Annotated in this window: 23 protein-coding genes; 13 read left to right on the plus strand and 10 right to left on the minus strand. The window is 67.9% G+C overall.

Translation table 11 applies throughout. From position 1 onward, the window contains the following. Positions 1 to 119 precede the first annotated feature (119 nt). The 3 genes from F6W70_RS11810 to F6W70_RS11820 form a co-directional block, all read right to left on the minus strand. On the minus strand, positions 120 to 746 hold the full coding sequence (locus F6W70_RS11810) for a PadR family transcriptional regulator (protein WP_055869430.1): 627 nt from the start codon (positions 744 to 746) through the stop codon (positions 120 to 122). After that, the gene (locus F6W70_RS11815) at positions 743 to 1,582 is read right to left on the minus strand and encodes a DUF4097 family beta strand repeat-containing protein (RefSeq protein WP_017831342.1); all 840 of its coding nucleotides are present in this window, start codon (positions 1,580 to 1,582) and stop codon (positions 743 to 745) included. The genes F6W70_RS11810 and F6W70_RS11815 overlap by 4 nt, the downstream gene beginning before the upstream one ends. Positions 1,583 to 1,707: 125 nt before the next feature. Continuing rightward, positions 1,708 to 2,604 carry an NAD-dependent epimerase/dehydratase family protein gene (locus tag F6W70_RS11820; RefSeq protein ID WP_082531491.1) on the minus strand — a complete coding sequence of 299 codons (897 nt, stop codon included), beginning with the start codon at positions 2,602 to 2,604 and terminating at the stop codon, positions 1,708 to 1,710. 65 nt (positions 2,605 to 2,669) lie between these two features. Between F6W70_RS11820 and F6W70_RS11825 the strand changes: the two genes are divergently transcribed. Continuing rightward, positions 2,670 to 3,305 carry a ScbR family autoregulator-binding transcription factor gene (locus tag F6W70_RS11825; protein ID WP_082531492.1) on the plus strand — a complete coding sequence of 212 codons (636 nt, stop codon included), beginning with the start codon at positions 2,670 to 2,672 and terminating at the stop codon, positions 3,303 to 3,305. On the opposite strand, the gene F6W70_RS17825 is transcribed toward F6W70_RS11825, so the two are convergent. From F6W70_RS17825 to F6W70_RS11850, 5 genes are all read right to left on the minus strand, one after another. Continuing rightward, on the minus strand, positions 3,240 to 4,169 hold the full coding sequence (locus F6W70_RS17825; RefSeq protein WP_170287907.1) for an AfsA-related hotdog domain-containing protein: 930 nt from the start codon (positions 4,167 to 4,169) through the stop codon (positions 3,240 to 3,242). The genes F6W70_RS11825 and F6W70_RS17825 overlap by 66 nt on opposite strands. Further along, the gene (locus tag F6W70_RS11835; RefSeq protein ID WP_151486820.1) at positions 4,169 to 5,374 is read right to left on the minus strand and encodes an FtsX-like permease family protein; all 1,206 of its coding nucleotides are present in this window, start codon (positions 5,372 to 5,374) and stop codon (positions 4,169 to 4,171) included. Before F6W70_RS11835 ends, F6W70_RS17825 begins: the two co-directional genes overlap by 1 nt. Then, entirely contained in the window at positions 5,371 to 5,985 is a 615-nt protein-coding gene (locus F6W70_RS11840; RefSeq protein ID WP_055869444.1) for an ABC transporter ATP-binding protein, read from the minus strand. Before F6W70_RS11840 ends, F6W70_RS11835 begins: the two co-directional genes overlap by 4 nt. Before the next feature lie 3 nt (positions 5,986 to 5,988). Further along, positions 5,989 to 7,509, minus strand: a complete 1,521-nt coding sequence (locus F6W70_RS11845; RefSeq protein ID WP_151486821.1) for a hypothetical protein — start codon at positions 7,507 to 7,509, stop codon at positions 5,989 to 5,991. Between the two features lie 95 nt (positions 7,510 to 7,604). Continuing rightward, positions 7,605 to 8,078: a hypothetical protein gene (locus tag F6W70_RS11850; protein ID WP_055869451.1), complete on the minus strand. Its 474-nt coding sequence runs from the start codon at positions 8,076 to 8,078 to the stop codon at positions 7,605 to 7,607. A gap of 170 nt (positions 8,079 to 8,248) precedes the next feature. Between F6W70_RS11850 and F6W70_RS11855 the strand changes: the two genes are divergently transcribed. From F6W70_RS11855 to F6W70_RS11865, 3 genes are all read left to right on the plus strand, one after another. After that, on the plus strand, positions 8,249 to 9,046 hold the full coding sequence (locus F6W70_RS11855) for a MerR family transcriptional regulator (protein ID WP_151486822.1): 798 nt from the start codon (positions 8,249 to 8,251) through the stop codon (positions 9,044 to 9,046). A 142-nt stretch (positions 9,047 to 9,188) separates the two neighbouring features. Next, positions 9,189 to 9,560 carry a hypothetical protein gene (locus F6W70_RS11860; protein WP_055869455.1) on the plus strand — a complete coding sequence of 124 codons (372 nt, stop codon included), beginning with the start codon at positions 9,189 to 9,191 and terminating at the stop codon, positions 9,558 to 9,560. Positions 9,561 to 9,565: 5 nt separating this feature from the next. Next, the gene (locus F6W70_RS11865; RefSeq protein WP_151486823.1) at positions 9,566 to 10,405 is read left to right on the plus strand and encodes a nitroreductase family protein; all 840 of its coding nucleotides are present in this window, start codon (positions 9,566 to 9,568) and stop codon (positions 10,403 to 10,405) included. On the opposite strand, the gene F6W70_RS11870 is transcribed toward F6W70_RS11865, so the two are convergent. Continuing rightward, positions 10,374 to 11,900: an FAD-dependent oxidoreductase gene (locus tag F6W70_RS11870; RefSeq protein WP_151486824.1), complete on the minus strand. Its 1,527-nt coding sequence runs from the start codon at positions 11,898 to 11,900 to the stop codon at positions 10,374 to 10,376. The genes F6W70_RS11865 and F6W70_RS11870 overlap by 32 nt on opposite strands. Before the next feature lie 87 nt (positions 11,901 to 11,987). On the opposite strand from F6W70_RS11870, the gene F6W70_RS11875 reads away from it, so the two are divergent. From F6W70_RS11875 to F6W70_RS11915, 9 genes are all read left to right on the plus strand, one after another. After that, entirely contained in the window at positions 11,988 to 12,362 is a 375-nt protein-coding gene (locus F6W70_RS11875) for a fluoride efflux transporter FluC (RefSeq protein ID WP_318278879.1), read from the plus strand. After that, positions 12,359 to 12,718, plus strand: a complete 360-nt coding sequence (locus F6W70_RS11880; protein ID WP_055876617.1) for a fluoride efflux transporter FluC — start codon at positions 12,359 to 12,361, stop codon at positions 12,716 to 12,718. The genes F6W70_RS11875 and F6W70_RS11880 overlap by 4 nt, the downstream gene beginning before the upstream one ends. Before the next feature lie 106 nt (positions 12,719 to 12,824). After that, positions 12,825 to 14,090: an ABC transporter substrate-binding protein gene (locus F6W70_RS11885; RefSeq protein WP_055876621.1), complete on the plus strand. Its 1,266-nt coding sequence runs from the start codon at positions 12,825 to 12,827 to the stop codon at positions 14,088 to 14,090. A 4-nt stretch (positions 14,091 to 14,094) separates the two neighbouring features. Beyond that, positions 14,095 to 15,054 carry a carbohydrate ABC transporter permease gene (locus tag F6W70_RS11890; RefSeq protein ID WP_017831364.1) on the plus strand — a complete coding sequence of 320 codons (960 nt, stop codon included), beginning with the start codon at positions 14,095 to 14,097 and terminating at the stop codon, positions 15,052 to 15,054. Beyond that, positions 15,047 to 15,928 carry a carbohydrate ABC transporter permease gene (locus F6W70_RS11895; protein WP_318278880.1) on the plus strand — a complete coding sequence of 294 codons (882 nt, stop codon included), beginning with the start codon at positions 15,047 to 15,049 and terminating at the stop codon, positions 15,926 to 15,928. Before F6W70_RS11890 ends, F6W70_RS11895 begins: the two co-directional genes overlap by 8 nt. Positions 15,929 to 15,931: 3 nt before the next feature. Further along, on the plus strand, positions 15,932 to 16,990 hold the full coding sequence (locus F6W70_RS11900) for a LacI family DNA-binding transcriptional regulator (protein WP_151486826.1): 1,059 nt from the start codon (positions 15,932 to 15,934) through the stop codon (positions 16,988 to 16,990). A 40-nt stretch (positions 16,991 to 17,030) separates the two neighbouring features. Continuing rightward, positions 17,031 to 18,212 carry a Gfo/Idh/MocA family protein gene (locus F6W70_RS11905; protein WP_318278881.1) on the plus strand — a complete coding sequence of 394 codons (1,182 nt, stop codon included), beginning with the start codon at positions 17,031 to 17,033 and terminating at the stop codon, positions 18,210 to 18,212. Positions 18,213 to 18,352: 140 nt separating this feature from the next. Continuing rightward, positions 18,353 to 18,940 (plus strand): TetR/AcrR family transcriptional regulator, encoded by a 588-nt coding sequence (locus F6W70_RS11910; protein WP_017831368.1) that lies wholly within the window; start codon positions 18,353 to 18,355, stop codon positions 18,938 to 18,940. 16 nt (positions 18,941 to 18,956) lie between these two features. After that, on the plus strand, positions 18,957 to 22,169 hold the full coding sequence (locus F6W70_RS11915; RefSeq protein WP_151486827.1) for an efflux RND transporter permease subunit: 3,213 nt from the start codon (positions 18,957 to 18,959) through the stop codon (positions 22,167 to 22,169). A 144-nt stretch (positions 22,170 to 22,313) separates the two neighbouring features. On the opposite strand, the gene F6W70_RS11920 is transcribed toward F6W70_RS11915, so the two are convergent. Beyond that, positions 22,314 to 23,210, minus strand: coding sequence for an aldose 1-epimerase family protein (locus F6W70_RS11920; RefSeq protein ID WP_151486828.1), 897 nt, complete (start codon positions 23,208 to 23,210; stop codon positions 22,314 to 22,316). Between the last annotated feature and the right edge of the window lie 48 nt (positions 23,211 to 23,258).

Consider the following 23,258-nt stretch of genomic DNA (forward strand, 5'->3'; position numbering starts at 1 on the left):
CGGTGCGGGGTGCAAGACCGGCGCGGCGCCGAGCGACGGCTGCGTCATCGGAGAGGAAGGCTCTGTCCGGGGTGGGGTCTCTTCCGGCCGCGGAGACGCTGCGGCGCGGGTCGACCCGCTCACGACCGGGAAGCGCTCAGGGCGACCGTCACGCCGCGTGCCGCAGTGTCCAGTGCCGTCTCGAGCTCGGTCACGACCGACGGCGACAGCGTGCCGCCCTTGGCGATATGGGTGCGCAGGTCGGTGCGCACCCTGGCTCGGAAGGCGTTGATCACGGCGTCGGCACGGTGCATCTCCTCGCGGCTGACGAGACGGGAATCGTCGGTCGCCGTACGAGGCCGGTTCTTCGCCGCCGCGCGCTCGCCCTTCTCTGCCGCGGCCAGGTCGGCGCGCAGACTCTTCATCGCGTCTTGCACGCTCTGTCGCACCTCGCTCGCGATCAGGCGTACCGAGTCGGTGAGCCCGGCCTCGATGCCGGCGAGGTCGCCCTCGCGAGAGGCGAGCTCTGCCCTGCCGGCATCGGTGATGGAGTAGATCGTGGTGCGACCGTCGACGGTCTTGGTGACCAGGCCCTCCTCCTCGAGCTTCGCGAGTCGCGGGTAGATGGTGCCGGCGCTGGGCGTGTAGGTGCCGCCGGTGCGATCGGTGAGCGACTGGATGATGCCGTACCCGTGCTGCGGCGCCTCGGCGAGGAGCGAGAGCAGGTACAGGCGCAGGTCGCCGTGGGAGAAGACGGCGGGGCTCATGCTTCCCACTCCTCGTCTTCCGTGATCGATGCCGGGGTGCGACGGAGCACGGTAACCCCGCCCGAGACGGAGTTCGCGCGCAGGTCGACGAATCGTCCGGCGAGCTCTCCGGTCGTGCCGGTGTAGTTGCTGGGGCCCGAGGTGCTGCGCTCGACGCCGTCGATCAGCAGGCGTCCGCTCAGGGACCGGATGACGTAGTTCGCGGCCAGTGACTCGTCGAGGCGCACGGTGGTGCCGCCGGAGACCGAGTTGACGTTGATGGTGTTCACGTCGCCCGCGGCATCGACCAGAGTGGAGCCGGACACGATGTCGACGGTCGCACGGCGCACGGTGCCTGTGACGGCCACGTCGCCTGAGACGCTGTTCGCGGTGATCGAGCCGGTGAGGCCGCGCACCTGCACGTCGCCGGAGACGGAGTTGACCGTGAGGTCGCCGATCAGGGTGTCGACGATGATGTCGCCGGACACGGTGTTGAGCCTGGCGTCGTTGCGGAGTCCGGAGACCAGCGCGCCGGCGCTGACGACGCCGAGGTTCAGGGCGATCGCGCGGGGGACCGCCACGCTCACCTCGGCGCGGGGGCCGCCGGAGCCGAAGTTGCGGAACACCTCGAGGAAGTTGTCCCAACCCAGCTGCGGGTGGTCGATCTCGACCTCGCCGTCGTGCGCCTCGACGCGCAGGTCTTTGGTGGTGACGCCGTGCACCTCGATGCGGATGCCCGGTTCGTCGTGGGCGATGATGTCGACCTGTCCGCCGACGAGGCCCACCTTGAGGCGGGTGACGGATTCGATGTCGATGACGCGTTCCTCGCCGGGGGCGATGAGCCACTTCTCGGTCATGTCTGCTTCTCCTGGGTTGAGGGTCACGATATATCGTGTGTTGCCACAATAACACGATATATCTCGATCCTGTCAAGGGTGTCTGGGAGATAGTGCTCCGCGGCGACGAACCCTGGTGCCCGACGTCACGAGCGGGAGAGGTACCACGCGGCAGACGAGGGCGCGAGTGAGAACGGCGAGGTGAGGCTCCCCGTGTACACCTGGGCGAGCTTGTCGACATTCAAGTGTCGATCGGCGGCAAGGAAGCGATAGGCGGGATGCGTCGCGATATCCGTCATGATTGCAGCGTCACTCCGTGGCCCTGGCGCCGGGACGCCGAGCAGATCGATCAACGCGGACACCGTGATGGGTTCGGCGTTCCCGGCGTGAAAGACCTCCGCTGGCCACCGCCGCGGGCTGACAGCGAGCTCGGCGAGTACGCGTCCCAGAAGCGTGACCTCGATCGCGGTGTGGCGCGCCGAACCCGCGTCTCCCAGCGAGCCGAATCTGGTCAGGAGATCGCGGATTCCGTCAGCAACCCAACGGTCTCCGTGGCCGAGCACCAGATGCGGTCGTACGACCGTTCCGCCTGCGTCGAGAACGATGAGTTCTGCTTCGCGACGTGATTGACTGCGGACCGTTCGCGGCGCGGGCTCTCGAGCGCCTTCGACCAGATCGTGAAATCGGTGATCGCCGTATACCGCAGCGGTGCTGACGTAGACCAGTGGCCCGTGGGCGTTCTCCTGCCATTCTCGAACGACGTTGCGCGTGCCGTCGATGTTGATCGATCTGCACAGGCTCGAGTCGCTCCCGATATAGGAGGCTGAGTGCACGACTGCCGTGGCGCCCGTCAAAGCCAGCCGGAGTTCGCGAGCGTCTCGAATGTCGACGGGGCGGCCCGCCGGTCCGATCTCACGCCGCGAGAGCGTCCGGACGGTGACGCCCTGTTCGGCCAGGGCGGCCTTGGTGTGACTGCCGATGAATCCGCTGCTCCCGATCAGTGCCACTTCTGCCGTCGACGGAAGCGAACCGGTGCCGCTCATCGGCGGGCACGGGCGGCACCGGCGGACGGTAGAGTACTGACGACCCCTGAACACCTGGAGACCTGATGCAGGAACGGGCGCGCACGACTCGACGGAGAATACTCGAAGGCGCCGCGGTGGCGATCCGTCGGTCGGGATACGCCAACGCTACGCTCGGGGAAATCACGGACGCCGCCGGAGTGACTGCGGGCGCGCTCTATTTTCATTTTCGCTCCAAGGAAGATGTCGCTCGAGCTCTGGTCGACGAACAGCACCGTATCGTGCGTGAGGCCGCCGCCGAGATCCTCTCGGTGGAGCGCCCGGCCATCACGCAGATGATGCTGCTCTGCGAGGACCTCGCGCGACGATTGACGGACGAAGAGATTGTGCGTGCCGGGGTTCGGCTCACCACGGACTCTTCCATCTTCAGCCGACCCGTCACGGATCCCTACCTCGACTGGCTCGAGCTCTTCACTGAGCTCGCGCGTGCAGCCGATGCGAACAAGGAGACGAACGGCGAGATTCCCCCAGAGGTCCTTTCCCGTTTCATCATTCCCAGTTTCACCGGGATTCAGTTGGTGTCCGAGACGCTCACGGGGCGGGCTGATCTCAGGGGACGCGTCGGCGAGATGTGGCATGTCCTGGTGAAGGCCGTGTCACACACCGACCGCAGAGTCGAGTTCATCGATGAGGCGGACCGGATCTTCGGAGATACTGGTTGAGGGACTCGTCTGCAGCTTCGCGGAGGCGCAGACAGCATGCCTTCCGTCCTGGACGATGATGAACTCGACATCCCGTGTGCCGGGACGAGGGCGAACGTCGAGGAGGGCTTCCGTGCCGAACTCGACGGTGCTTGAGTAGACGGCGTCGAACGTCTCGAATTCGGCGGTGGGGCAGCGTGTGAGCGCAGCGACCGACTGTCGGAATGCCTCTATCACGGCAACCCCCGGGACGTGGTCGAGTGGATGATCGAAGTAGAACGGGTGGTGCCCGTCGACATCGAGTGTGGTCTCGTCGTCTACTTGCCGGATGACCACGTCGATCTCGGAGTGTCTTCCTATCTGGCTCGCACGGATGTTGCTCGCCGGACGTCCGGACGACGGCTGCGCATCTGCGTGCGCACCCCGGAAGCGTCGATAGGTGGAGCTGTCGACGATGCGCGCATCGCCGTACCCTGACGCGAGGCTTCCCTGTTCATCGTTGAACTCGAAGCGGATCCGCGTGGACCGGAGCTGCCCATCCGCGGCGAACCTCGGCGACTCCGCCCATGCTCGCGCCTTCAGTCGGGTGCTCAGCCGCTGCGGGCTCGTCATCTCGAAGCCGAGCCCCAGCATGATGAACTGCTGGGTAGGCGCAACGCCATACCCGAGGTGACAGATCATGATAGTCGACTGTCGGATCATCTCAGCGAGAAACAGTGAATCGAAGCGGTCGCCCGCGAAGACTTGATCAGGGGGTCTTCTCAACGTGATCGCGAAGTCCGCACCGTTGTCGATGAACCCCGTGGGCAGCACGGAGTCAGATGACGATCGGTGCACCGTCGACCTGTCGATGGCGCCATCCTCGGTCGTGATCGTCGGTGCCACTATCTGCTCCTCGACATGACGGTGATGAACGGATCGGTCTTCAAGGCCCGCCGTGAGGCGACGACGGAGACGACGAGGCAGAAGAGGGCCACGACCAGTGCCAGGACAGGCACCGCGAGCGCGCCGGTGAGAACCAATGGCGGAGCGACACCGGGCACGAGCGCGACGACGAGCAACGCGCCGATCGACACGCCCGCCAGCGCACCGCCGAACGCACCGGCGAGGCTGCCGGCCGCGACGTCGAGAGCGATGAGGTGCTTGACGTCGCGGGATGTCCACCCGTGGATCCGGAGGAGTGCGAACTCCGGGGCTCTGCGTTCCAGGGAACCGCGCACAGCACGAGAGAGCTGGAGCAGAAGGAGGACGGCGCTCCCGCATGCGGCGACCAGGAGGATCTGCGGGAAGATCGCAAAGATCCCCGGCAGAGTTCCGAGTCGGTCGCCCACCGGCACGGCGGTGAATCCCAGATCCCGGAGCTCGGCAGTGACCTGCGGTACCTCGTCGGACGATGCGGAGGTCACGGTGACCGCCGTCAATCCGACAGTCGCAAGATAATCGTCGGCAGGCAAGCCTCCCCGCGCCGCCAGGAGCTCGAGCACCAGATCTTCGGATGCGAGGGCGACTCCGGGACCATAGCCCTGCCAGGTCGATTCATAGGACGCGACGAAATGCACCTCGCGTTCGCTCAACTCGCCGGTGCTGTCGCCCGTCATCCGCGTGTACGCGACGGGAACCGCTTCGCCGACGAGAGCAGACAGGTCCGATCCGTCGGCTTTGTCCGGAACCACGATCCCGTCGCCGACGACCTCGCCTGCTGCAGCTTCAGGCAGGTCCGGTGGGAGATTGGCCGGGTTCAGCACATGAAGGGTGAGGGCCCACGTGCTGCCGTCGGCGGCGTAGATCCCCACTGACGCATTCGGAAGAACGTCCACGACTCCAGAGATCGCCGCCATCCGCTCTATGTCTTTCGATGTGATGCCGCCGATCTGGTCCTCCGCGCCTGCGGCCGGCGTCACGTCAACTTGTGTCAGTGCTGTGCTCGAGACCTCCTGCGCCCTCACGAATCCCGAGAGCACGGCCACCGGGGTCAAGATGGCGCTCAGGACGAGCGTCGCGAAAGCGACGGGGAGAACCAAGTCTCGGGCGGTCGAGAATCGCCGGCGCACGGAGAGGGCGAACCACTGGCTGGGGCGGGGAAAACTCACAGCTCTCCACCCTCGGATTCGAGCGTCACGACGGCGTCGACGAGCTTCATCACCTGAGGGTCGTGGGTGGCGATCAGAACCGCGCTTCCTCGGTCGGCGATGGTTCTCAGCGCAGCCATCACCCGCCGACCGTTCGCCTCATCCAGGCTTCCGGTGGGCTCATCTGCGAGGATCACGTCCGCGTCCTGGGCAATGGCCGCGGCGATGGCCGCTCGTTGGCGCTGGCCGAGAGACAGCGCGGAGGGAGCTGAGTCCGCCAGCTCGTGCATTCCGAGACCTTCGAGAACCGCGACGGCGCGCCGTTTCGAGGCGCGTCGAGGTGGGCCGAACGCCAGAGCCACGTTCTCCCACAGAGACAGGTCTTCGAAGAGTGAGCTGTTCTGCGTGATCAACGCACGCGATCCGGCGGCGGAGGTGTCGGTTCCGTTCCACGTGACGCGGCCCGAATCAGGCCGAAGCACGGAGGCCAGGCAGGCGAGGATCGTGGACTTCCCGGAGCCGGATGGTCCGACCAGCGCTGTGACTCTGCCGGCGTGCGCTTGCAGATTGACATGGGAGATGCCGCGCGCACTCCCGGGGTATCGGTAGCTCACATCTTCAGCTTGAAGCATCGATCACTCGGTCCAATTCTCAATTCGTGCACGGAGCAACTCCAGTGGCAGTGGGCGCGCCTTGGTGACATACCCGGTCCCCTCTGATTCATCGATCAACGCGATAAGGCCGTCGAGGCTCGCCGACACAGCGTCGCGCATCTCGCTGTCGCCGCTGCCATCGGTGCCTAGCGCGTGGAGGATCACGTAGCCGGCCGCCGACTGGAAATCCGTCGTCTGCATGGCAGCGGACGCGTCGTCGATATAGTCCTGCTTGGAGAAGGACAAAGTCTCCCAGCACTCCTTCTGAGACATGGCGAGCATCGCGAGCGACAACGGAGCGTCCTGGGCCCATTGGTCCACCGTCTCGGGCGTGCAGCCCGGAAGTTCGAGTTCGGCAACGGCAGCCGCTTCGAGGATCCGCGCCGTCGACAGGTCATCGCCGGGTGTCGGAATGCCCAGATCTTCGATGCTTGCCATCACGGTGCTGCGGACCTCTTCGATCACGCTCGCGGGGCATGCACTGGCCAGGGACTCGCACAGATACAGGATGTCGCTGGCCGAGCCCGCGTCGGACCATGCCAGGGGGTCGCCCTCCAAGGCCGTTGCGAGACCCTCCGCGATCCAATCCGGAGGCGTATCGATCCCCCGCGTCTTCAGGAGGGTAACCGCGTCGCGAGTCGCCGCGACGGTCCCCAGTCCTGTCGGCTCGTCGGCCGCCGTGCTGAACACCGCGTCGACGCGGCTCCAGTCGGACACTGCAGCGGCGTTGTGCTCGAGAATGCCGGACAGCACGGCGGGCGGCATATGAGCGGAAACGAAGTAGTACAGCACCGTCGGGTCGTTCAACTCCGTCGTCGTGCTCTCCGCGCATTGCATGATCGTGTCGGGAAGCGTCGCTGCTCGTGACGCGGCGGTGGCCCACGCCTGTCGCCACTGCGTGCATCCTTCCGACGCGATTTCTGACTGAAGCTGCTCTATGTCCTCGGGGGCCACCGTCGGCGAGGAGGACTCCGCGAGGAGCCCCTGATGCTGCAATGAAACGAACGGCAACGGAAAGCTCTCGACGGATTGCTGCAGTCTGTCACGGATGTCGTGTGGCACAGCGGCCGCGGCCACTCCGTCGCGACAGGCCATTGCGCTCAACACGTCGGCTGCCAACACGGCCGCGTCCTCGTCATCGATAGACGGTAGGTCCTTCGCAGAGAGCGCGTCGAGGGCGGCGGCGGCGTCAGGCGAGAGAGCGCTGCGGGCCTTCCGGGAATCTCCGGATGAGATCTCGCACAGTTGGGAGAAGATCGCCGGAGCATCCTCTGGCGAGCGGTCGGCGAGCCGCCTCAGTTCGACGTCATCCATCGGCTCGGGCTCAGCCCCAACGTACCGTTGGCTCATGGAGATGGCTGCGACCCCGGCGAGCGTCGCAGTTGCAGGTAGCTCGAGCGAAGCGTGCGCCAGGTCATTGACGCCTCTCAAGCGGTCGACGTACTCATATGTATCGGCCTGCGTGGCACTCCGCTCGTCCTCCGCAGATGTGCAGCCGGTCAAGCCGATCAGTGTCGCCGTGAGAGCAACGATCGCGGGGACGGCCCCCGCGCGTCGTGGCCTCGGGTCTTGACCCGAGGCCACCGTACGCGTGAGGTCTACCACGACCAAACGTCGACGTAGTTCTTCACGCCCTGATGGACCGCGAAAGCTGCGCTGTTCGCGTGCACCGAGACTGTCAGCCCGGAGTACGAAGCCGTGCCGCCGAGGTCGGAGATCCAGGCGTTGTTGTTCGTCCAGCTCAGAGACTTCGCGGACGCCGACCCCCCGACGCTCACTCCCCCCGGCACCGAGATCGATGCATTGACGCCTCGCGCCTCGATCGTCGCGGTGTTCTTGATGGTGGCAACCGACTTGGCGCTTCCGTTGACGGTCGCCTTCGATGACGTGGCGAAGTCGGCTCGACCCCCGCTCAACACGCTCTGGCTCCAGGCGTTCGCCTGAAGATTGATGTTCGTACCCGGCAGGGTGACGCTGCGGCTGCCGCTGAAAGCCTGTGCACTGGTGGCGCCGGCCACGATGAGCCCCACTGCCAGTACGGCCCCCGTGAGGGCCTTGGATCGATTCTTCATTGAATTCCTTCCGGTCGAGGCGTCGTGTGACGCCTGATCAGAAACATACAGAATGACCTGTTTATTTTCAATCAATTTGACATGAATCCGGCGATCGTCTTGACCTTGACGCTACGTCAACTTCTAGAGTTCAAGACAACACCACGCAGAGCACGAAGGAAGGAGGAGCGATGGAGAAGGAGGACTGGTCGATCCAGGAGATCGCCCGCCTCGCCGGCACCACCAGCCGCACGCTGCGGCACTACGACGACATCGGTCTGCTGCCGCCGTCGCGCATCGCCCACAACGGCTACCGGCACTACGACGGGCAGGCGCTCGTGCGTCTGCAGCGCATCCTGCTGCTGCGCGAGCTCGGACTCGGACTGCCGCAGATCGCGGAGGTGCTCGGCGCGGCATCGGTCGGCGAGGGCGCCGGCAGCGAGGCGACGGCACTCGAGACCCATCTCGCGCTGTTGCGCGAAGAGCAGACCCGGCTGGCGCGGCAGATCGCGTCGGTCGAATCCACCATCACGGCATTGAGAGGAGGTGAGAACCTCATGGCAGAGAACATGTTCGACGGCTTCGATCACACCCGCTACAAGCAGGAGGTCGAGGAGCGCTGGGGCGAGAAGGCGTACGCCGACGGCGACAGCTGGTGGCGGGGGATGACCGACGCCGAGCGCACCGACTGGCAGCGGCGCGTGTCCGACCTCGGGCGCGACTGGATCGCCGCGGCGGAGAGCGGCATCGATCCGGCGTCCCCCGCGGCCCAGGAGGTCGCTCGGCGTCACGTCGAGTGGCTCACGGGCATCCCGGGTACACCTGCCGCCGCCTCCGGCGGTGACGTCAAGGCGTACGTGATCGGGCTCGGCGAGATGTACGTCGCGGACCCGAGCTTCGGTGCGAACTACGCGACATCATCCGGAGGCACGCACGGCGCCGAGTTCGTCCGCGACGCGCTTCGGGTCTACGCGGACGGCAACCTGTAGCTCCGGGCTCGACGGCAGAAGCCCCCTCGTGTGCGATCTCGCGCACGAGGGGGCTTCTCCGTCCGGGCACAGCGCGTACCGGACCGCCTCACTCGGGTGCAAGGGGGAGGTCGTCGCCCGGGTCCGGGCGTAGGGTCATGCCATGAGACGGCGCGACGACCCAGGATCGACGGGACTGTTCATCGCTGCGGCCACGGCCTACGCCGTGAACGTCGCGCTCGGAGCATCCGTCGCCCTGCGCTTGATCGACACCCGTCGCTTCCGCTGGCTGCACCACGCGCTGTACATCGCGACGTGCGCGACCTCTGTGTCCGCCCTCGTGGCGGGCTGGTCGCGGGGTCCCCGCACCGCCGGGCGCCGTGCCGCTCTCGCGTTGCTGCCCGCGGCCGTGCCCCTCGCGGCGATCCCCTACCTCGGCACTCACACCCGACGGCACCCGCTGGTCGCGCTCGCCGCTGCTCCCTTCATCGTCGCGGGGCTGGTGCTCTCGCGATCCGCCGCCGACCGGAAGTGAAACGTATGGAACTGCTCGATGCCATCCGACGCCGCAAGACCACGAACGGCGCTTTCCTGCCCGACCCCGTCTCCGAGGATCACCAGCGCATCCTCCTGGAGGCCGCAGGGCGTGCCCCCTCGCAGCTGAACAGTCAGCCCTGGCGGTTCGTCGTGATCGAGAGTCGCGACACGATCGAGCAGATCGCCCGCATCTCGGGGGAGAGCATGACCGAGGCGATGTCGAACGGCACGTTCTTCGAGCGCTACAAGCCCTACTTCCGCTTCAGCCAGGCTGAGATGGAGGAGAAGCGCAGCGGCATGCTGTTCGACAAGCTGCCCGCCGCTCTTCGGCCGTTCACGAGTCAGGTGTTCACCAAGCGCGGGCAGACGCTGATGAACACCTTCGGGGTGCCGAAGACCCTCGGCGCCGAGAACCGGAAGCTCGTCGCGGGATCACCGCTGCTGCTGGGCGTGATGCTCGACCGCAGCGAGTACCGGCCGGGACAGCTCTCCTCGTTCTACTCGATGTTCAGCATGGGCGCGGCGATGGAGAACGTCTGGCTCACCACGGTCGAGCTCGGCATGGGCATCCAGTTCATCTCGTTCCCGATGGAGGTTCCGGGGCGCTGGGAGGAGATCGTCCAGCTGCTGCGGGTGCCGGACGACCTCGAGCTCATGGCCGTCTATCGGCTGGGCTACCTGCCGCCGGAGCAGCGTCGACCCGCCATCGACTGGTCGAGCAGTCAGCGCAAGCTCGTGTCGCAGTACGTGTTCCGAGAGAACGGCGACACGCCGCAGCAGGGGTGGGACGGTGCCCCTCCCGCCGGCGACATCACTCCGGGTCCGTCGGCGACAGCGGGGTGAGGTCCCGCAGCGCCGGACCCTCCAGACGCGTGCCGTCCGGATCGAAGCGGGAGGCGTGCAGCGGGCAGTCCCAGGAGCACTCCGCGTCGTTCCAGGCGAGCACCCCGCCCAGGTGCGGGCACACGCCGCTGACGGCGCGGGTCACACCGTCCACGGTGGAGACGGCGACCGGGCGCCCGGCCCGATTCGCCACCACACCCTCACCCTCGGCGGGCTGGGGGACGGGGGTGCGGCGACTTTCGGCATCCGCCCAACCGGAGACGAGTGCCGTGGCGACCTTGCCGCCCTCCACGGCCCCACGACGGATGTCGGCGGGGACCGTCAGGCGCGTGCCGATCGTCGTGATCCAGCTCGGGCGGTCGCGTCGGGGCGTGCCGAGGATCTCGGAGGTCAGTCGTTGCGCGGCGGCGGGAGCGTTCGAGAGCCCCCACTTGGCGTAGCCCGTCGCGAAGCGGATGCGACCGAGGCCGCGGGGCATCGCCCCCACGAACGGGATGAGGTCGTGCGACTCGTAGTCCTGCGCCGACCACCGATGGGTCTCCTCGGCGCCGGGGAAGTGCAGCTGCGTCCAGGCGATGAGATCCTCCACGGCTGCCGCCTCGCCGTCCGAGCGACCGACCGGGTGGCCGTTGCCGCCCACGACGAGCCGCGCGTCGCCGCCGGGGCCGTCCGCTGCGGTGACCGGGCGGATGGAGCGCGTCGGTCCGTCGACGGAGAGGAACATCCCCTCGGGGAGGTCGTCCGGCACCCGGAAGGACACGCAATAGGACCGGAGCCCCCGCGTCTTGGCGAAGTACAGCCCGCGATCGGTGATCGGGGTGCCCGTCGCGAGCACGATGTGGTCGGCGAAGAGCGGGCCCTGCGTGGTGTCGACACGTCCGGTCAGCGCCCTGGTCCTCGTCGCTCTGACGCCGGTGTGGAGCGTGCCGCCCGCGGCGAGCAGCTCCTGGGCGAGGGCCACCGACACGGCCACGGGGTCGATCGCGACCTGATCGTCGAGCGCCACGGCGGCGGCCACGGGGAACGGCGTCGCGGGGAGCGCGGTGGACGGCAGCAGCCTCGCCGGCACGCCCGCCTCGCGTGCGGCGGAATGCTGCTCGTCGACGGTGTCCTTCCCGGCGGGACCCTGGGCGTACGAGTGATCGGTGTGGCGCGTGAAGGGGACTCCCGCGAGTTCCGCGAACGCGAGCAGCCACTCCATCCCCGAGCGGTTGGCGTCGACGTACGCGCGGACGAGCGCTGCCGGGTGGTGCCGTCGGATGGTCGCGAGCTGTGCGCCCTGCAAGAGGGAGAGCTTTCCCGTGTTCGCGCCCGTCGCGAGCTGGGCGATGCCGCCCGCGTCGATCACCGCGACATCGAGGCCGGCCCTGGTGAGCATCACCGCCGTCGAGAGGCCGGTGATCCCGGCGCCCACGATCACGACGTCGTGCAGGGCTCCGGGCTCGAAGGGCGATCCGGCGGGCAGTGTCCGGTCGAGCTTCCACAGGGGATTCATGTCGTCAGTCAACGCTGTTCGCGATCCGGTATCCACCGCCTTGACATCCGAACGGCGCACTGCCAGTCGGGGACTACAGTGGCGGACGTGAACTTCCGCCGCATCCTCCTCGTCGCCGCCGGCGGCACGATGGGTACGGCGGCGCGGCTCGGCCTGGGGCTCGTGCTCCCGGACACCGGGGGATTCCCCGTCGCGGTGCTCATCGCGAACGTGGTCGGTGCGCTGCTGATCGGCGTGCTGGCCGCACGTCTTCCGGCATCGGCCGACCTGCGGCTGATGCTCGGAACCGGCGTGCTCGGAGGCTTCACGACGTACAGCGCCTTCATGACGGGCACGCTCGACCTGTGGACGCGCGCGCCGATCCTCGCCATCGTCTACGCGGTGGGCACCCTCGTGCTCGGCCTCGGTGCGGCGGCACTGGGGCTGCATCTCGGTCGCCCCCGCACCGGGAGAGCATCGTGAGTCCGCTGCTGTTCCTCGGTGCCGCGCTCGCCGGAGGGATCGGCGCGGTGCTGCGCTATCTCGTCGACCTCGGGGTCGCTCGTCTGGCCGGACGCCGCTTCCCCTGGGGCATCCTGCTGGTGAACATCTCGGGATCGTTCGCGCTCGGGCTCGTCACCGCCGCGCTGCCGGATGCCGCCTTCCTCCTCGGGGCGGGGCTGCTCGGCGGCTACACGACGTTCAGCACGGCGATGCTCGACACGGTCGCTCTGTGGCGTGACGGCGAACGCCGGGCATCCGCGTTCAATGCGATCGGGATGCTGCTGCTCGGCGTGCTCGCGGCCGGCCTCGGCCTGGCTCTCGGCTCCCTCTTCTGATCCGGGGTTGCGACGGGCGGTTCCGTCGCGTTATCCTCCTTGCTAATCGATTAACGCTAAACGATTAACACCCCCCGCACTCGTGCACCTGTCGAAGGAGACACCGATGCCCCGTACGACCAGCCGCGCTCTCGGCGCACTCGCCGCATCAGCGGTCGCCGTCCTCGCCCTGAGCTCCTGCTCCGCCTCGACGGGCGGCGGCTCCGACGGCGACGTGACCCTCAGCTACGCCATCTGGGACGAGAACCAGAAGCCGGCGATGGAGGACATCGCCGCGGCGTTCACGAAGGAGAACCCGAACGTCACGGTCGACGTCCAGGTCACGCCGTACAAGGAGTACTTCACCAAGCTGCAGACGGCCGCGACCGGCGGCTCGGCGGCGGACGTCTTCTGGATGAACGGCCCGAACTTCCCGCTCTACGCCTCGAACGGTCAGCTCGCCCCGCTCGATGACGGGGGGATCGACGCCGCCGACTACCCGCAGGGCCTGATCGACCTCTACACCTACGACGGCAAGCTCTACGGCGCCCCGAGGGACTTCGACACCGTCGCCCTCTGGTACAACAAGGCGCTGTTCGACGCCGCCGGCGTCGAGTACCCGTCGGCGGACTGGACGTGGGACGACTTCACCGCCGCTGCCGCGAAGCTCACCGATCCCGCGAAGGGCCAGTTCGGAGTGGCGGCCAGCCAGTACGGCCAGGAGAACTTCTACAACTCCATCGCGCAGGCCGGTGGTGAGGTGATCTCGGCCGACGGCACGAAGAGCGGATACGCCTCGCCGGAGGCGCTCGCGGGCATCGAGCTGTGGACCGATCTGATCGCCGCCGGGTCCTCGCCCACGGCGGAGCAGATGACCGATACCAACCCCGAGGACTTCTTCCTCTCCGGCAAGGTCGCCATGTTCCAGAACGGGTCGTGGGCGGCGATCGCCTACGCCGACAACGCCGACATCGGCGACATCGTCGACGTCGCCCCGCTCCCGGCGGGCGTCGAGGGGAACCAGAGCGTGATCCACGGCGTCGGCAACGTCGCGAATGCGAAGAGCGCGCACCTGGCCGAGGCCAAGGCGTTCGCGGAGTTCGCCTCCGGAGAGCAGGCCGCGAAGATCCAGGCCGAGACCGGCACCGTGATCCCCGCATTCACGGGAATGCAGCAGGCATGGGTCGACGCCCTGCCGCAGTACGACCTGCAGGTCTACATCGACGCCCTCGACAACGCCGTGCCGTACCCGGTGTCGAAGAACACCTCCGCCTGGACGAGCATCGAGAGCGAGGTGCTCTCGCAGGTGTGGTCGGGAGCGGTGACCCCGAAGGAGGGCCTCCAGGACCTCGCCGACCAGATGCAGGCGGCACTGGACGCCGAGCAGGAGTGACCGCATGACCGTCATCGCACCTCGTGCGGTCGAGACGGCGCAGCGGATGCCGCAGCCGCAGGGCTCCGGCATCCGCCGCCGCCGGCGGAGCCCGGGAGCCTCGCCCTGGTGGGCGCTGGTCTTCCTCGGGCCGACCGCACTGGGCATCACCGTGTTCTATCTCTGGCCGACCGTCCGCACGCTCATCATCTCGTTCACGAAGTCGGGCCCGTTCGGCGGATCCGAGTGGGTGGGCATCGAGAACTACACGCGCCTGTTCCAGGACCCCGAGCTCATCGGAGCCCTTCGCAACACCGCGATCTACACGATCATCGCCCTCATCGGCATCCCGCTCGCGGTCGGGATCGCCGCTCTGCTGAACACGGCGGGGCTCAAGGGTCGCAGTGCCTACCGCACGCTGTACTTCATCCCCGTCGTCACCATGCCGGCTGCCATCGCGCTGGTCTGGCGCATGATCTACAACGGCGACTACGGGGTGCTCAACGCCGCGCTCGGTGCGATCGGCATCGAGGGGCGCAGCTGGCTCACCGACCCGAACACCGCGTTGGTCGCGATCGCTGTCGTCGGCATCTGGGCGGGACTCGGGACCAACATCGTCATCTTCCTCGCCGGTCTCCAGGGCATCCCCGACACGATCATGGAGGCCGCCGACCTCGACGGCGCAGGCCCCGTGCGCAAGTTCTTCTCCATCACGATCCCGCTGCTGTCGCCGTCGATCTTCTTCGTCAGCGTGATCAGCGTGATCGGGGCGCTGCAGGTGTTCGACCTCATCTACATGATGCTCGGACGCAGCAACCCCGCGATGCCGAACACCCGCACGGTCGTCTATCTCTTCTACGAGGCGGGCTTCCTCGACAACGACCGCGGCTATGCGGCCGCCGTGGCCTTCCTGCTGCTCGTGATCATCCTGATCCTCACGATCGTGCAGTTCCGTCTGCAGAAGAAGTGGGTGCACTATGAGTGACGTCTCGCTCGATACGCGCGCCGTGGTCGGCGCCTCCGCCGGCCGCTCCGGGACGCCGAAGAACCGCGGCATCTGGATCGTGCACCTCGTGCTCATCCTCGGTGCGGTGCTGATGGTCTTCCCCTTCGTCTGGCAGCTGCTGACCTCGTTCAAGACGCTGTCCGACTCGGTGCAGGTGCCGCCGTCGTTCGTGCCGCGCGAATGGGTGTTCACCAACTTCGCCGAGGTGTTCGACTCGATGCCGTTCGGACAGATGTTCCTGAACTCGGTGTGGCTCACCGTGGGGCGCACGGTCGGCCAGGTGGTGCTGTGCACCATGGCGGGCTACGCGTTCGCGCGCATCCCCTTCCCGGGACGCAACGCGCTGTTCGTGGTGTTCCTTTCGGTGCTCATGGTGCCCTCGCAGCTCTACCTGCTGCCGCAGTACGAGATCATCCAGGCACTCGGCTGGCTCAACACCCTGCAGGCGCTCATCGTGCCCGGCATCTTCAGTGCTTTCGGCACCTTCCTGATGCGGCAGTTCTTCCTGTCGATGCCCGCCGAGCTCGAGGAGGCCGCCCGCATCGACGGAGCCAATCCGTGGCAGACCTTCTGGCGGATCATGGTTCCGCTGGCGAAGCCTGGCATCATCGCACTTGTGGTGTTCACCGTGCTGTGGTCCTGGAACGATCTGCTCTGGCCGTTGATCGTGACGACCGACCCCGCGAAGATGCCGCTGTCGGTCGGGCTCTCGCAGCTGGTCGGCATCCACGGCACCGACTACCCGGTGCTGATGGCGGGCGCGCTGCTGGCGACCCTGCCGATGCTCGTGACCTTCATGGTCCTGCAGCGGCAGTTCATCCAGGGCATCGCCTTCAGCGGATCGAAGGGCTGAGACATGGCGAAGAGCGAGCACCAGGCGCCCCGGCGCCCGACCCTGCGCATGGTCGCCGAACGGGCCGGCGTGTCGACAGCGACCGTGTCGTACGTGTTCTCCGGACGGGCGGGGGCCGCATCCGGCGCCGGTGTGGCCGAGGCCACCGCCGCACGTGTGCTGGCGGCCGCCGACGAGCTGAACTACCGGCCGAACAGCGCGGCGCGGGCGATCCGCACCGGACGCAGCGGCATGGTGCAGCTGTCGCTGCACATGCTCAGCGACCCGTGGTCGCTGGCCGTGGCCGACGCGGTGAACGCCGAGGCCAACAGGCACGGGCTCACCACGCTGATCCTCGCCGACGGCGATTGGCACGCCGCTCTCGACCGGGTCGAGAGCGACGTGGCCTACCTCGACGGCGTGGGACTCGACGACCAGGCACGGCAGAACCTCGCCGACCTCGTGCGTCGCGGACAGCGCCTCGTGGTGTTCTCGGAGCATCTCGAGCCGGACGGCTTCGACGTGATCCGCTCCGACGCGATCCCTGGGTGCGAGATCGCGATGGATCACCTGCTGGAGAGGCACACCGCGATCGGATGCATCGCCGCGGAGGGAGCGGTGCGCCTCGCCGGTGAGCAGGTCACCCGCTACACGCCGTACCTCCAGAAGCTGGCCGCTGCCGGCATCGAGCCTGACCCTGCCTGGACGGTGACGTACGCCGACACCCAGGCGAGCGCCTTCACCGCCGCGGTCGAGCTGCTGTCGGGCGAGAACCGGCCGCACGCGGTCTACGCCACGACCGACTTCGCCGCGATCGCCGCGATCAACGCCGCGCACATGCTCGGGCTCCGGGTACCGCACGACGTCGCAGTGGTGGGTGTCGGCAACACCCCCGACGCCCGCCTGATCGCGCCCACGCTCACGACCGTCGGTCCGACCGACTTCTACGAGAGGCAGGCGCGCATCATCGTCGACCGTGCCCTCGAGAGCGACTCCGCACCCGGGCGCCTGCACGACTTCGCGTGGACGCTCTTCCCCGGCGGATCGACCGACCTCGACGCCCCCGCACCGCGGGCCCGTTGACCTCGGCATCCGCACAGACTCATCACACAGAAGGACCATCGTGGATCTCCAGATCGGCATCATCGGCTTCGGCGCGCGCTCGACCCTCCAGGAAGAGGTGCATCGTCCGGGGCAGGGGTCACGCATCAGCGCCGTATGCGACCTCGCCCCGCGCGCTCGCGAGGACGCTCGCGCCCTCGTGCCGGACGCCCTCATCACCGACTCGCTCGACGAGCTGCTGGCCTCGGGCGTCGACGCCGTCATGGTGCTCACACCCGACGACACGCACGCAGCCCTCAGCATCCGTGCCCTCGAAGCCGGAGTGCCGGTGTTCTGCGAGAAGCCCCTCGCGATCGACCTCGCCGACGCCGATGCGATGCTCGAGACCGCACGCCGCACCGGCACTGGTCTCTACATCGGCCACAACATGCGGCACATGCCCGTCATCACCCTCATGCGCGGGCTGATCCAGAGCGGCCGCATCGGCCAGGTCAAGGCCGTGTGGGTGCGGCACTTCGTCGGCCACGGCGGCGACTTCTACTTCAAGGACTGGCACGCCGACCGCCGCCGCACCACCGGACTGCTGTTGCAGAAGGGTGCGCACGACATCGACATCATCCACTGGCTCGCCGGCGCCTACAGCGAGCGGGTCTCCGCGATGGGGGCGCTGAGCGTCTACGGTGACATCACCGACCGCCGCGACAGGGCGGGGGAGCGGATGCCGGACTGGTTCAGCATGGACAACTGGCCGCCCACCGCGCTCACGGGGCTCCACCCCGTGGTCGACGTCGAAGACATCTCGATGGTGAACATGCAGCTGGAGGGCGGCATCTTCGCGTCGTACCAGCAGTGCCACTTCACCCCCGACTACTGGCGCAACTACACCGTGATCGGCACCGAGGGGCGCATCGAGAACTTCGGCGATGTGGCCGGCAGCGAGGTCGGGCTGTGGAATCGGCGGCATGCCGGCGCGGCCGACGCCGACGAGACCTTCATCGTCCCCGAGGTGCCGGATGCGGGTCACGACGGCGCCGACGCGCTGCTCGTCGCCGAGTTCCTGCGGTTCGTCCGCCACGGGGGGCTGACCGAGACCTCTCCCGTCGCGGCGCGCGAGGCGGTGGCCGCGGGCATCCTCGCCACCGCGTCGTTGCGAGGTGACGGCTCGGCGATCGAGATCCCGCCGCTGGATCCCGAGCTCGTCGCCTACTTCGAGCGGGGGCAGGTCGAGGCCGCTCTGGTCTGAGGCAACTGTCTTCGAATCGCGCGACCGGCTGCACCAGCGGCCCGGATGGAACCCATCGCGCGATTCGAAGGGACCGCTCCCAGCATCCTCACAATCCGAAAATGTACAAACGTACATGTACGGATGTCCAAGGGGGCGGGATGAAGCATGGTGCGCGTCGTCGACGTGACCCTGAAGCGCGCCGTCTCGAGATCGTCACCGCTGCCGCAGAGCTCATCGTCGAGGTGGGCGCAGAGGCCGTAACGCACCGCATGGTCGCCGCGCGCGCCGGGGTGCCCCTCGGGGCGACGACCCAGTACTTCGACACCCTCGACGACCTCAGGGCCGCAGCCTTCCGTGCGCTCGCCGAAGAGGTCGACGCGCGTCTCGACGGTGTCCGGCAGACCCTCGCCGAGCGCGGCGACAGCCCCGAGGTGATCGCCGCTCTCGTTTTCGAGAGCATGGACGACCACCACGCCGTCCAGGCCGACCGCGCCGTGGTCACGGCAGCCGTGCACGACCCTCGCCTTCGTGAACTCGCGCGACACCTGTCGAACCGCCTCGTCGAACTGCTCGCGCCGACCTACGGCGAAGAACGCGCCAGAGCGGCGATGATCTTCATCGACGGCGTCATGTGGAGCATGCAGATCCGCGACGATCGCCTCGCCCAGTCCTTCATCGAGTCCGCACTGGCGCGGATCCTCGGAGACGCCGTCTCCACCCCTTCCGCAGCGACAGCCACCCCCTGACACCGAGGAAACCGCCTTGTCGAAACTCGCCATCCTGAGCCTGAAGAACCGCGCGCTCATCGCCCTCATCACCATCGTCGCGGCGGTGTTCGGCGGGCTCGCGCTCACGAACCTCAAGCAGGAGCTCATCCCCTCGCTTGAGCTGCCGGCGCTCGTGGTCATGACGACCTACCCCGGCGCATCGCCCGAGGTGGTGGAGAACGACGTGTCCACGCCGGTCGAAGCGGCGATCCAGGGCGTGCCCGGTCTGGAATCGACCACGGCGACCAGCACCACCAACGCGTCGATCGTGCAGGCGATGTTCGCCTACGGCACGAACCTCGCCACGGCCGAGCAGAAGATCCAGCAGGCGATCAACCGCATCTCCTCGCAGCTGCCGGAGGACGTGAGCCCCCAGGTGCTCTCGGTCTCGATCGACGACTTCCCGGTGATCCAGGTCGCCGTCACGGGTTTCGAGGATGCCGAGAACGCCCAGGCCGAGCTCGAGTCCGTCGCGATCCCCGAACTCGAAGACGTCGACGGCGTCAACGCCGCCGAGATCGTCGGCGGGGTCGGGCAGCGCATCAGCATCACCCCCGACGTCGCGCAGCTCGCCGCCGTCGGCACGAGCACCACGGCGATCAGCGATGCCCTGAAGCAGAACGGCACGCTCTTCCCCGGCGGTGACATCACCGAGAACGGGCAGACGCTCACCGTCCAGACCGGGGCGAAGATCACCTCGGTCGAGGAGATCGCCGCGCTTCCGCTGGTCGGCACAGATGCCACCATCGGCGATGTGGCGTCGGTCGTGCAGGAGTCCGACCCCGTCACCTCCATCTCGCGCGTGGACGGCAAGGACGCGCTCTCGATCTCGATCACCAAACTCCCCGCGGCGAACACGGTCGAGGTGTCCAACGGCGTGATCGCCGCGCTCGACACGATCGGCGAGGCCTTCCCCGACGCCCAGTTCACGGTGATCTTCGACCAGGCGCCGTTCATCGTGCAGTCGATCGAGACGCTCGCCACCGAGGGTCTTCTCGGCCTGGTCTTCGCTGTGCTCGTGATCCTCGTGTTCCTGCTGTCGGTCCGGTCGACGCTCGTCACCGCGATCTCGATCCCGACCAGCGTGCTCATCACGTTCATCGGGTTGCAGGCGTTCGGCTACTCGCTGAACGTGCTCACGCTCGGCGCGCTCACGATCGCGATCGGTCGAGTGGTCGACGACTCCATCGTCGTGATCGAGAACATCAAACGCCACTACGTCGGCGATGCCGACAAGGGCGATGCGATCCGTCTCGCGGTGCGCGAGGTCGCCATGGCGATCACCGCATCCACCATCACGACGGTCGCGGTGTTCCTGCCGATCGTCTTCGTCGGCGACATGGTCGGCGAGCTGTTCCGTCCGTTCGCGATGACCGTGACGATCGCGATGGTCGCGTCGCTCCTGGTCGCACTCACGATCGTGCCGGTCCTCGCATACTGGTTCCTCAAGCCCGGCAAGCCGCTGCTCGACGAGCACGGCGACGCGATCGACCCCGAGCACCCCGACGCCCCGCCGACCTGGCTGCAGCGGCAGTACCGCCCGATCCTGGGTTGGACGCTGAAGCACTCCGGCATCACCGTGATCCTCGCGGTCGTCGTGCTCGGCGCCACCCTGGCCGCTGCGCCGCTGATGAAGGTCAACTTCCTCGGCGACTCCGGTCAGAACACCATGACCATCACGCAGGACCTCGGCCCGTCGGCGAGCCTGCAGGCGAAGTCGGATGCCGCGGTCGCGGTCGAGGATGCCCTCCTCGACATCGACGGCATCGAGCATGTGCAGGCCTCGATCGGCACCAGCGGCTCGGCGCTCAGCGATGCCTTCTCCGGCGGTGCGGGCGTCACCTACTCGGTGCTGACCGACTCGGATGCCGACCAGGAGAAGCTCCGCGCCGACGTGCAGGATGCGATCGACGGACTCGGCGACGACGTGGGCGACGTGGCCGTCTCGGCATCGGCCGGCTTCGGATCGAGCGACATCGAGATCACGGTCAGCGCCTCGAACTCCGACGACCTCCAGACCGCGACGACCACGCTGGTCGAAGAGCTCGACGGGCGCGACGGCGTCGGCCAGGTGAGCGACAACCTCGCCGCGTCGCTGCCGTACATCGCCGTGGTGGTCAACCGGGAGGCCGCCGCACAGCGCGGACTCTCCGAGGTCGCCGTCGGAGGCATCGTGTCGGGCACCATGCGCCCGCAGCAGGCGGGATCCGTCGAGATCGACGACACCGCCCTCACGGTCTACATCGTCACCCCGAACCCGCCGACCACGGTCGAGGCGCTCAGGACGCTCACGATCCCGACCCCCGCCGGCATCGTGCAGCTGCAGGACATCGCCACCGTCGAGCAGCAGAACGGACCCACCTCGATCACCACCGAGCAGGGCCGTCGGACGGCGACGATCACCGTGCCCCCGGCATCCGACAACCTCGCCACCGCCACGCAGTCGGTGAACGAGGCGCTCGCGGCGGTCGACCTGCCCGACGGAGCCTCCGCCGAGGTCGGCGGTGTCGCCTCGCAGCAGGCCGACTCGTTCTCGCAGCTGGGCCTCGCCATGCTCGCGGCGATCCTGATCGTCTACGTGGTCATGGTCGCGACGTTCAAGTCGTTGCGTCAGCCGCTGCTGCTGCTCGTGTCGGTGCCGTTCGCGGCGACGGGTGCGATCCTGCTGCAGATCCTCACGGGCGTACCGCTCGGCGTCGCGTCGCTGATCGGTGTGCTGATGCTCATCGGCATCGTGGTGACGAACGCGATCGTGCTCGTCGACCTCGTGAACCAGTATCGGGAGAAGGGTCTGTCGACCATCGAGGCGGTCAAGGCCGGAGGCGAGAAGCGTCTGCGGCCGATCCTGATGACCGCGCTCGCGACGATCCTCGCCCTGACCCCGATGGCTCTGGGCATCACGGGGCACGGCGGGTTCATCTCGCAGCCGCTCGCGATCGTCGTGATCGGCGGTCTGATCTCGTCGACCGTGCTGACGCTGATCGTGCTGCCGACGCTCTACAACCTCGTCGAGGGCGCCAAGGAGCGGCGTGCGGCTCGCAAGGCCGGTGGAGCGGGTGCCGGCGGGACCCCGACGCCGGATGCTCCGGTCGGGCCTGATGCGTCCGGTGCCGCTGCGGCGTCGGGGCAGCCGGTGCTGATCGACGCCTCCGGCCTGCCTCACGCATCGCAGCTCACCCGCCGCGAACTGCGCGAGCGCGGGGAGTAGCCGCGCTCGGGTGGTGATCACCTCCGCAGAAAGGCCCCGGATCCGCATCCAGATGCGTGATTCGGGGCCTTTCTCCGTGATCGTCGAGGAGGTGCTCACTGCTGCGGCCCCGCAACGAGCCGCCCACAGCGCAAGCGGCCGGGCTCAGGACAGCGCGATGCCCCAGTGCAGGGTCCAGGTCTCGTCGGGGGAGAGGCGACGGATGCCGAGGCCGCTGTTGAACGCATCGGCGGGCGCGGTCATCGGCTCGATCGCGACCGCGAGGCTCTGCCCGGGATAGGCGGGCGTCGTGTACACCTGCACGTAGTCGAAGCCCTCGTCCTGCCAGAGCGTGACGCGACGACCGTCCGGCGCGGTGAGCGAGTGGCGCACGCGCCCGTCGGGGTCGCGTGCGAGATCGGTGAATCCGGTGTCGAGGGTGACATCCCCCAGGCGCACACCTTCGCGCAGCTCGGGTCCGACCGGTCGGGTGCCGGTGGGGAGCATCCGCTCGTCGGTCTCGAACGCCGTCTCCGCGGGCACCCGCAGCACGAGGTCGTGCGGATCGACGTCGCCGATCGTCACGAACGGATGCGTGCCGAGGGCGACCGGCGCCGGCGTGCTCGAGCGGTTGGTGAGCGTGTGCGTCACCTCGATGCCGTCGGCGGTGAGGGTGTACGTCACTGTCGTCTCGATCAGGTACGGGTACCCGGTCTGGGGGACGATGTTCGCCCGCAGCACGGCTTCGCTGTCGGTGTGCGCCACCTCGTAGGCCGTGAATCGCAGCAGGCCGTGGCTCGCGTTGCGCAGCTTCGGCTCCGTGATCGCGAGCCTTCGCGTGGTGCCCTCGTCGTCCCACTCCCCGTCTCGCACCCGGTTCGGCCAGGGGGTGAGGACCACGCCGGAGCAGGCCGGGGTGGGCAGGTCGTGCGGGTACGGCGGCACGAGGTCGACACCGCCGATGCGCAGCGAACGCAGGGATGCGCCGACCTGAGCGATCTGCGCGTCCACCTCGCCGAGTCGGAGGGTGATCTGGGCGCCGGTGGGGGAAGCGGTACTCACCTCGTCATCGTACGGCCACCATCGGGTCGGCAGTCTCTCAGGCGCGTC

Source organism: Microbacterium maritypicum, from assembly GCF_008868125.1.
Taxonomy (GTDB): Bacteria; Actinomycetota; Actinomycetes; order Actinomycetales; family Microbacteriaceae; genus Microbacterium; species Microbacterium maritypicum.

Coding starts and splice junctions, on each gene's coding strand:
- F6W70_RS11860 (WP_055869455.1), top strand. CDS start 9,189: ATGAGACGGCGCGACGACCCAGGATCGACGGGACTGTTCATCGCTGCG.
- F6W70_RS11840 (WP_055869444.1), bottom strand. CDS start 5,985: ATGCTTCAAGCTGAAGATGTGAGCTACCGATACCCCGGGAGTGCGCGC.
- F6W70_RS11850 (WP_055869451.1), bottom strand. CDS start 8,078: ATGAAGAATCGATCCAAGGCCCTCACGGGGGCCGTACTGGCAGTGGGG.
- F6W70_RS11810 (WP_055869430.1), bottom strand. CDS start 746: ATGAGCCCCGCCGTCTTCTCCCACGGCGACCTGCGCCTGTACCTGCTC.
- F6W70_RS11900 (WP_151486826.1), top strand. CDS start 15,932: ATGGCGAAGAGCGAGCACCAGGCGCCCCGGCGCCCGACCCTGCGCATG.
- F6W70_RS11890 (WP_017831364.1), top strand. CDS start 14,095: ATGACCGTCATCGCACCTCGTGCGGTCGAGACGGCGCAGCGGATGCCG.
- F6W70_RS11870 (WP_151486824.1), bottom strand. CDS start 11,900: ATGAATCCCCTGTGGAAGCTCGACCGGACACTGCCCGCCGGATCGCCC.
- F6W70_RS11825 (WP_082531492.1), top strand. CDS start 2,670: ATGCAGGAACGGGCGCGCACGACTCGACGGAGAATACTCGAAGGCGCC.
- F6W70_RS11815 (WP_017831342.1), bottom strand. CDS start 1,582: ATGACCGAGAAGTGGCTCATCGCCCCCGGCGAGGAACGCGTCATCGAC.
- F6W70_RS11910 (WP_017831368.1), top strand. CDS start 18,353: ATGAAGCATGGTGCGCGTCGTCGACGTGACCCTGAAGCGCGCCGTCTC.
- F6W70_RS11865 (WP_151486823.1), top strand. CDS start 9,566: ATGGAACTGCTCGATGCCATCCGACGCCGCAAGACCACGAACGGCGCT.
- F6W70_RS11895 (WP_318278880.1), top strand. CDS start 15,047: ATGAGTGACGTCTCGCTCGATACGCGCGCCGTGGTCGGCGCCTCCGCC.
- F6W70_RS11820 (WP_082531491.1), bottom strand. CDS start 2,604: ATGAGCGGCACCGGTTCGCTTCCGTCGACGGCAGAAGTGGCACTGATC.
- F6W70_RS11885 (WP_055876621.1), top strand. CDS start 12,825: ATGCCCCGTACGACCAGCCGCGCTCTCGGCGCACTCGCCGCATCAGCG.
- F6W70_RS11855 (WP_151486822.1), top strand. CDS start 8,249: ATGGAGAAGGAGGACTGGTCGATCCAGGAGATCGCCCGCCTCGCCGGC.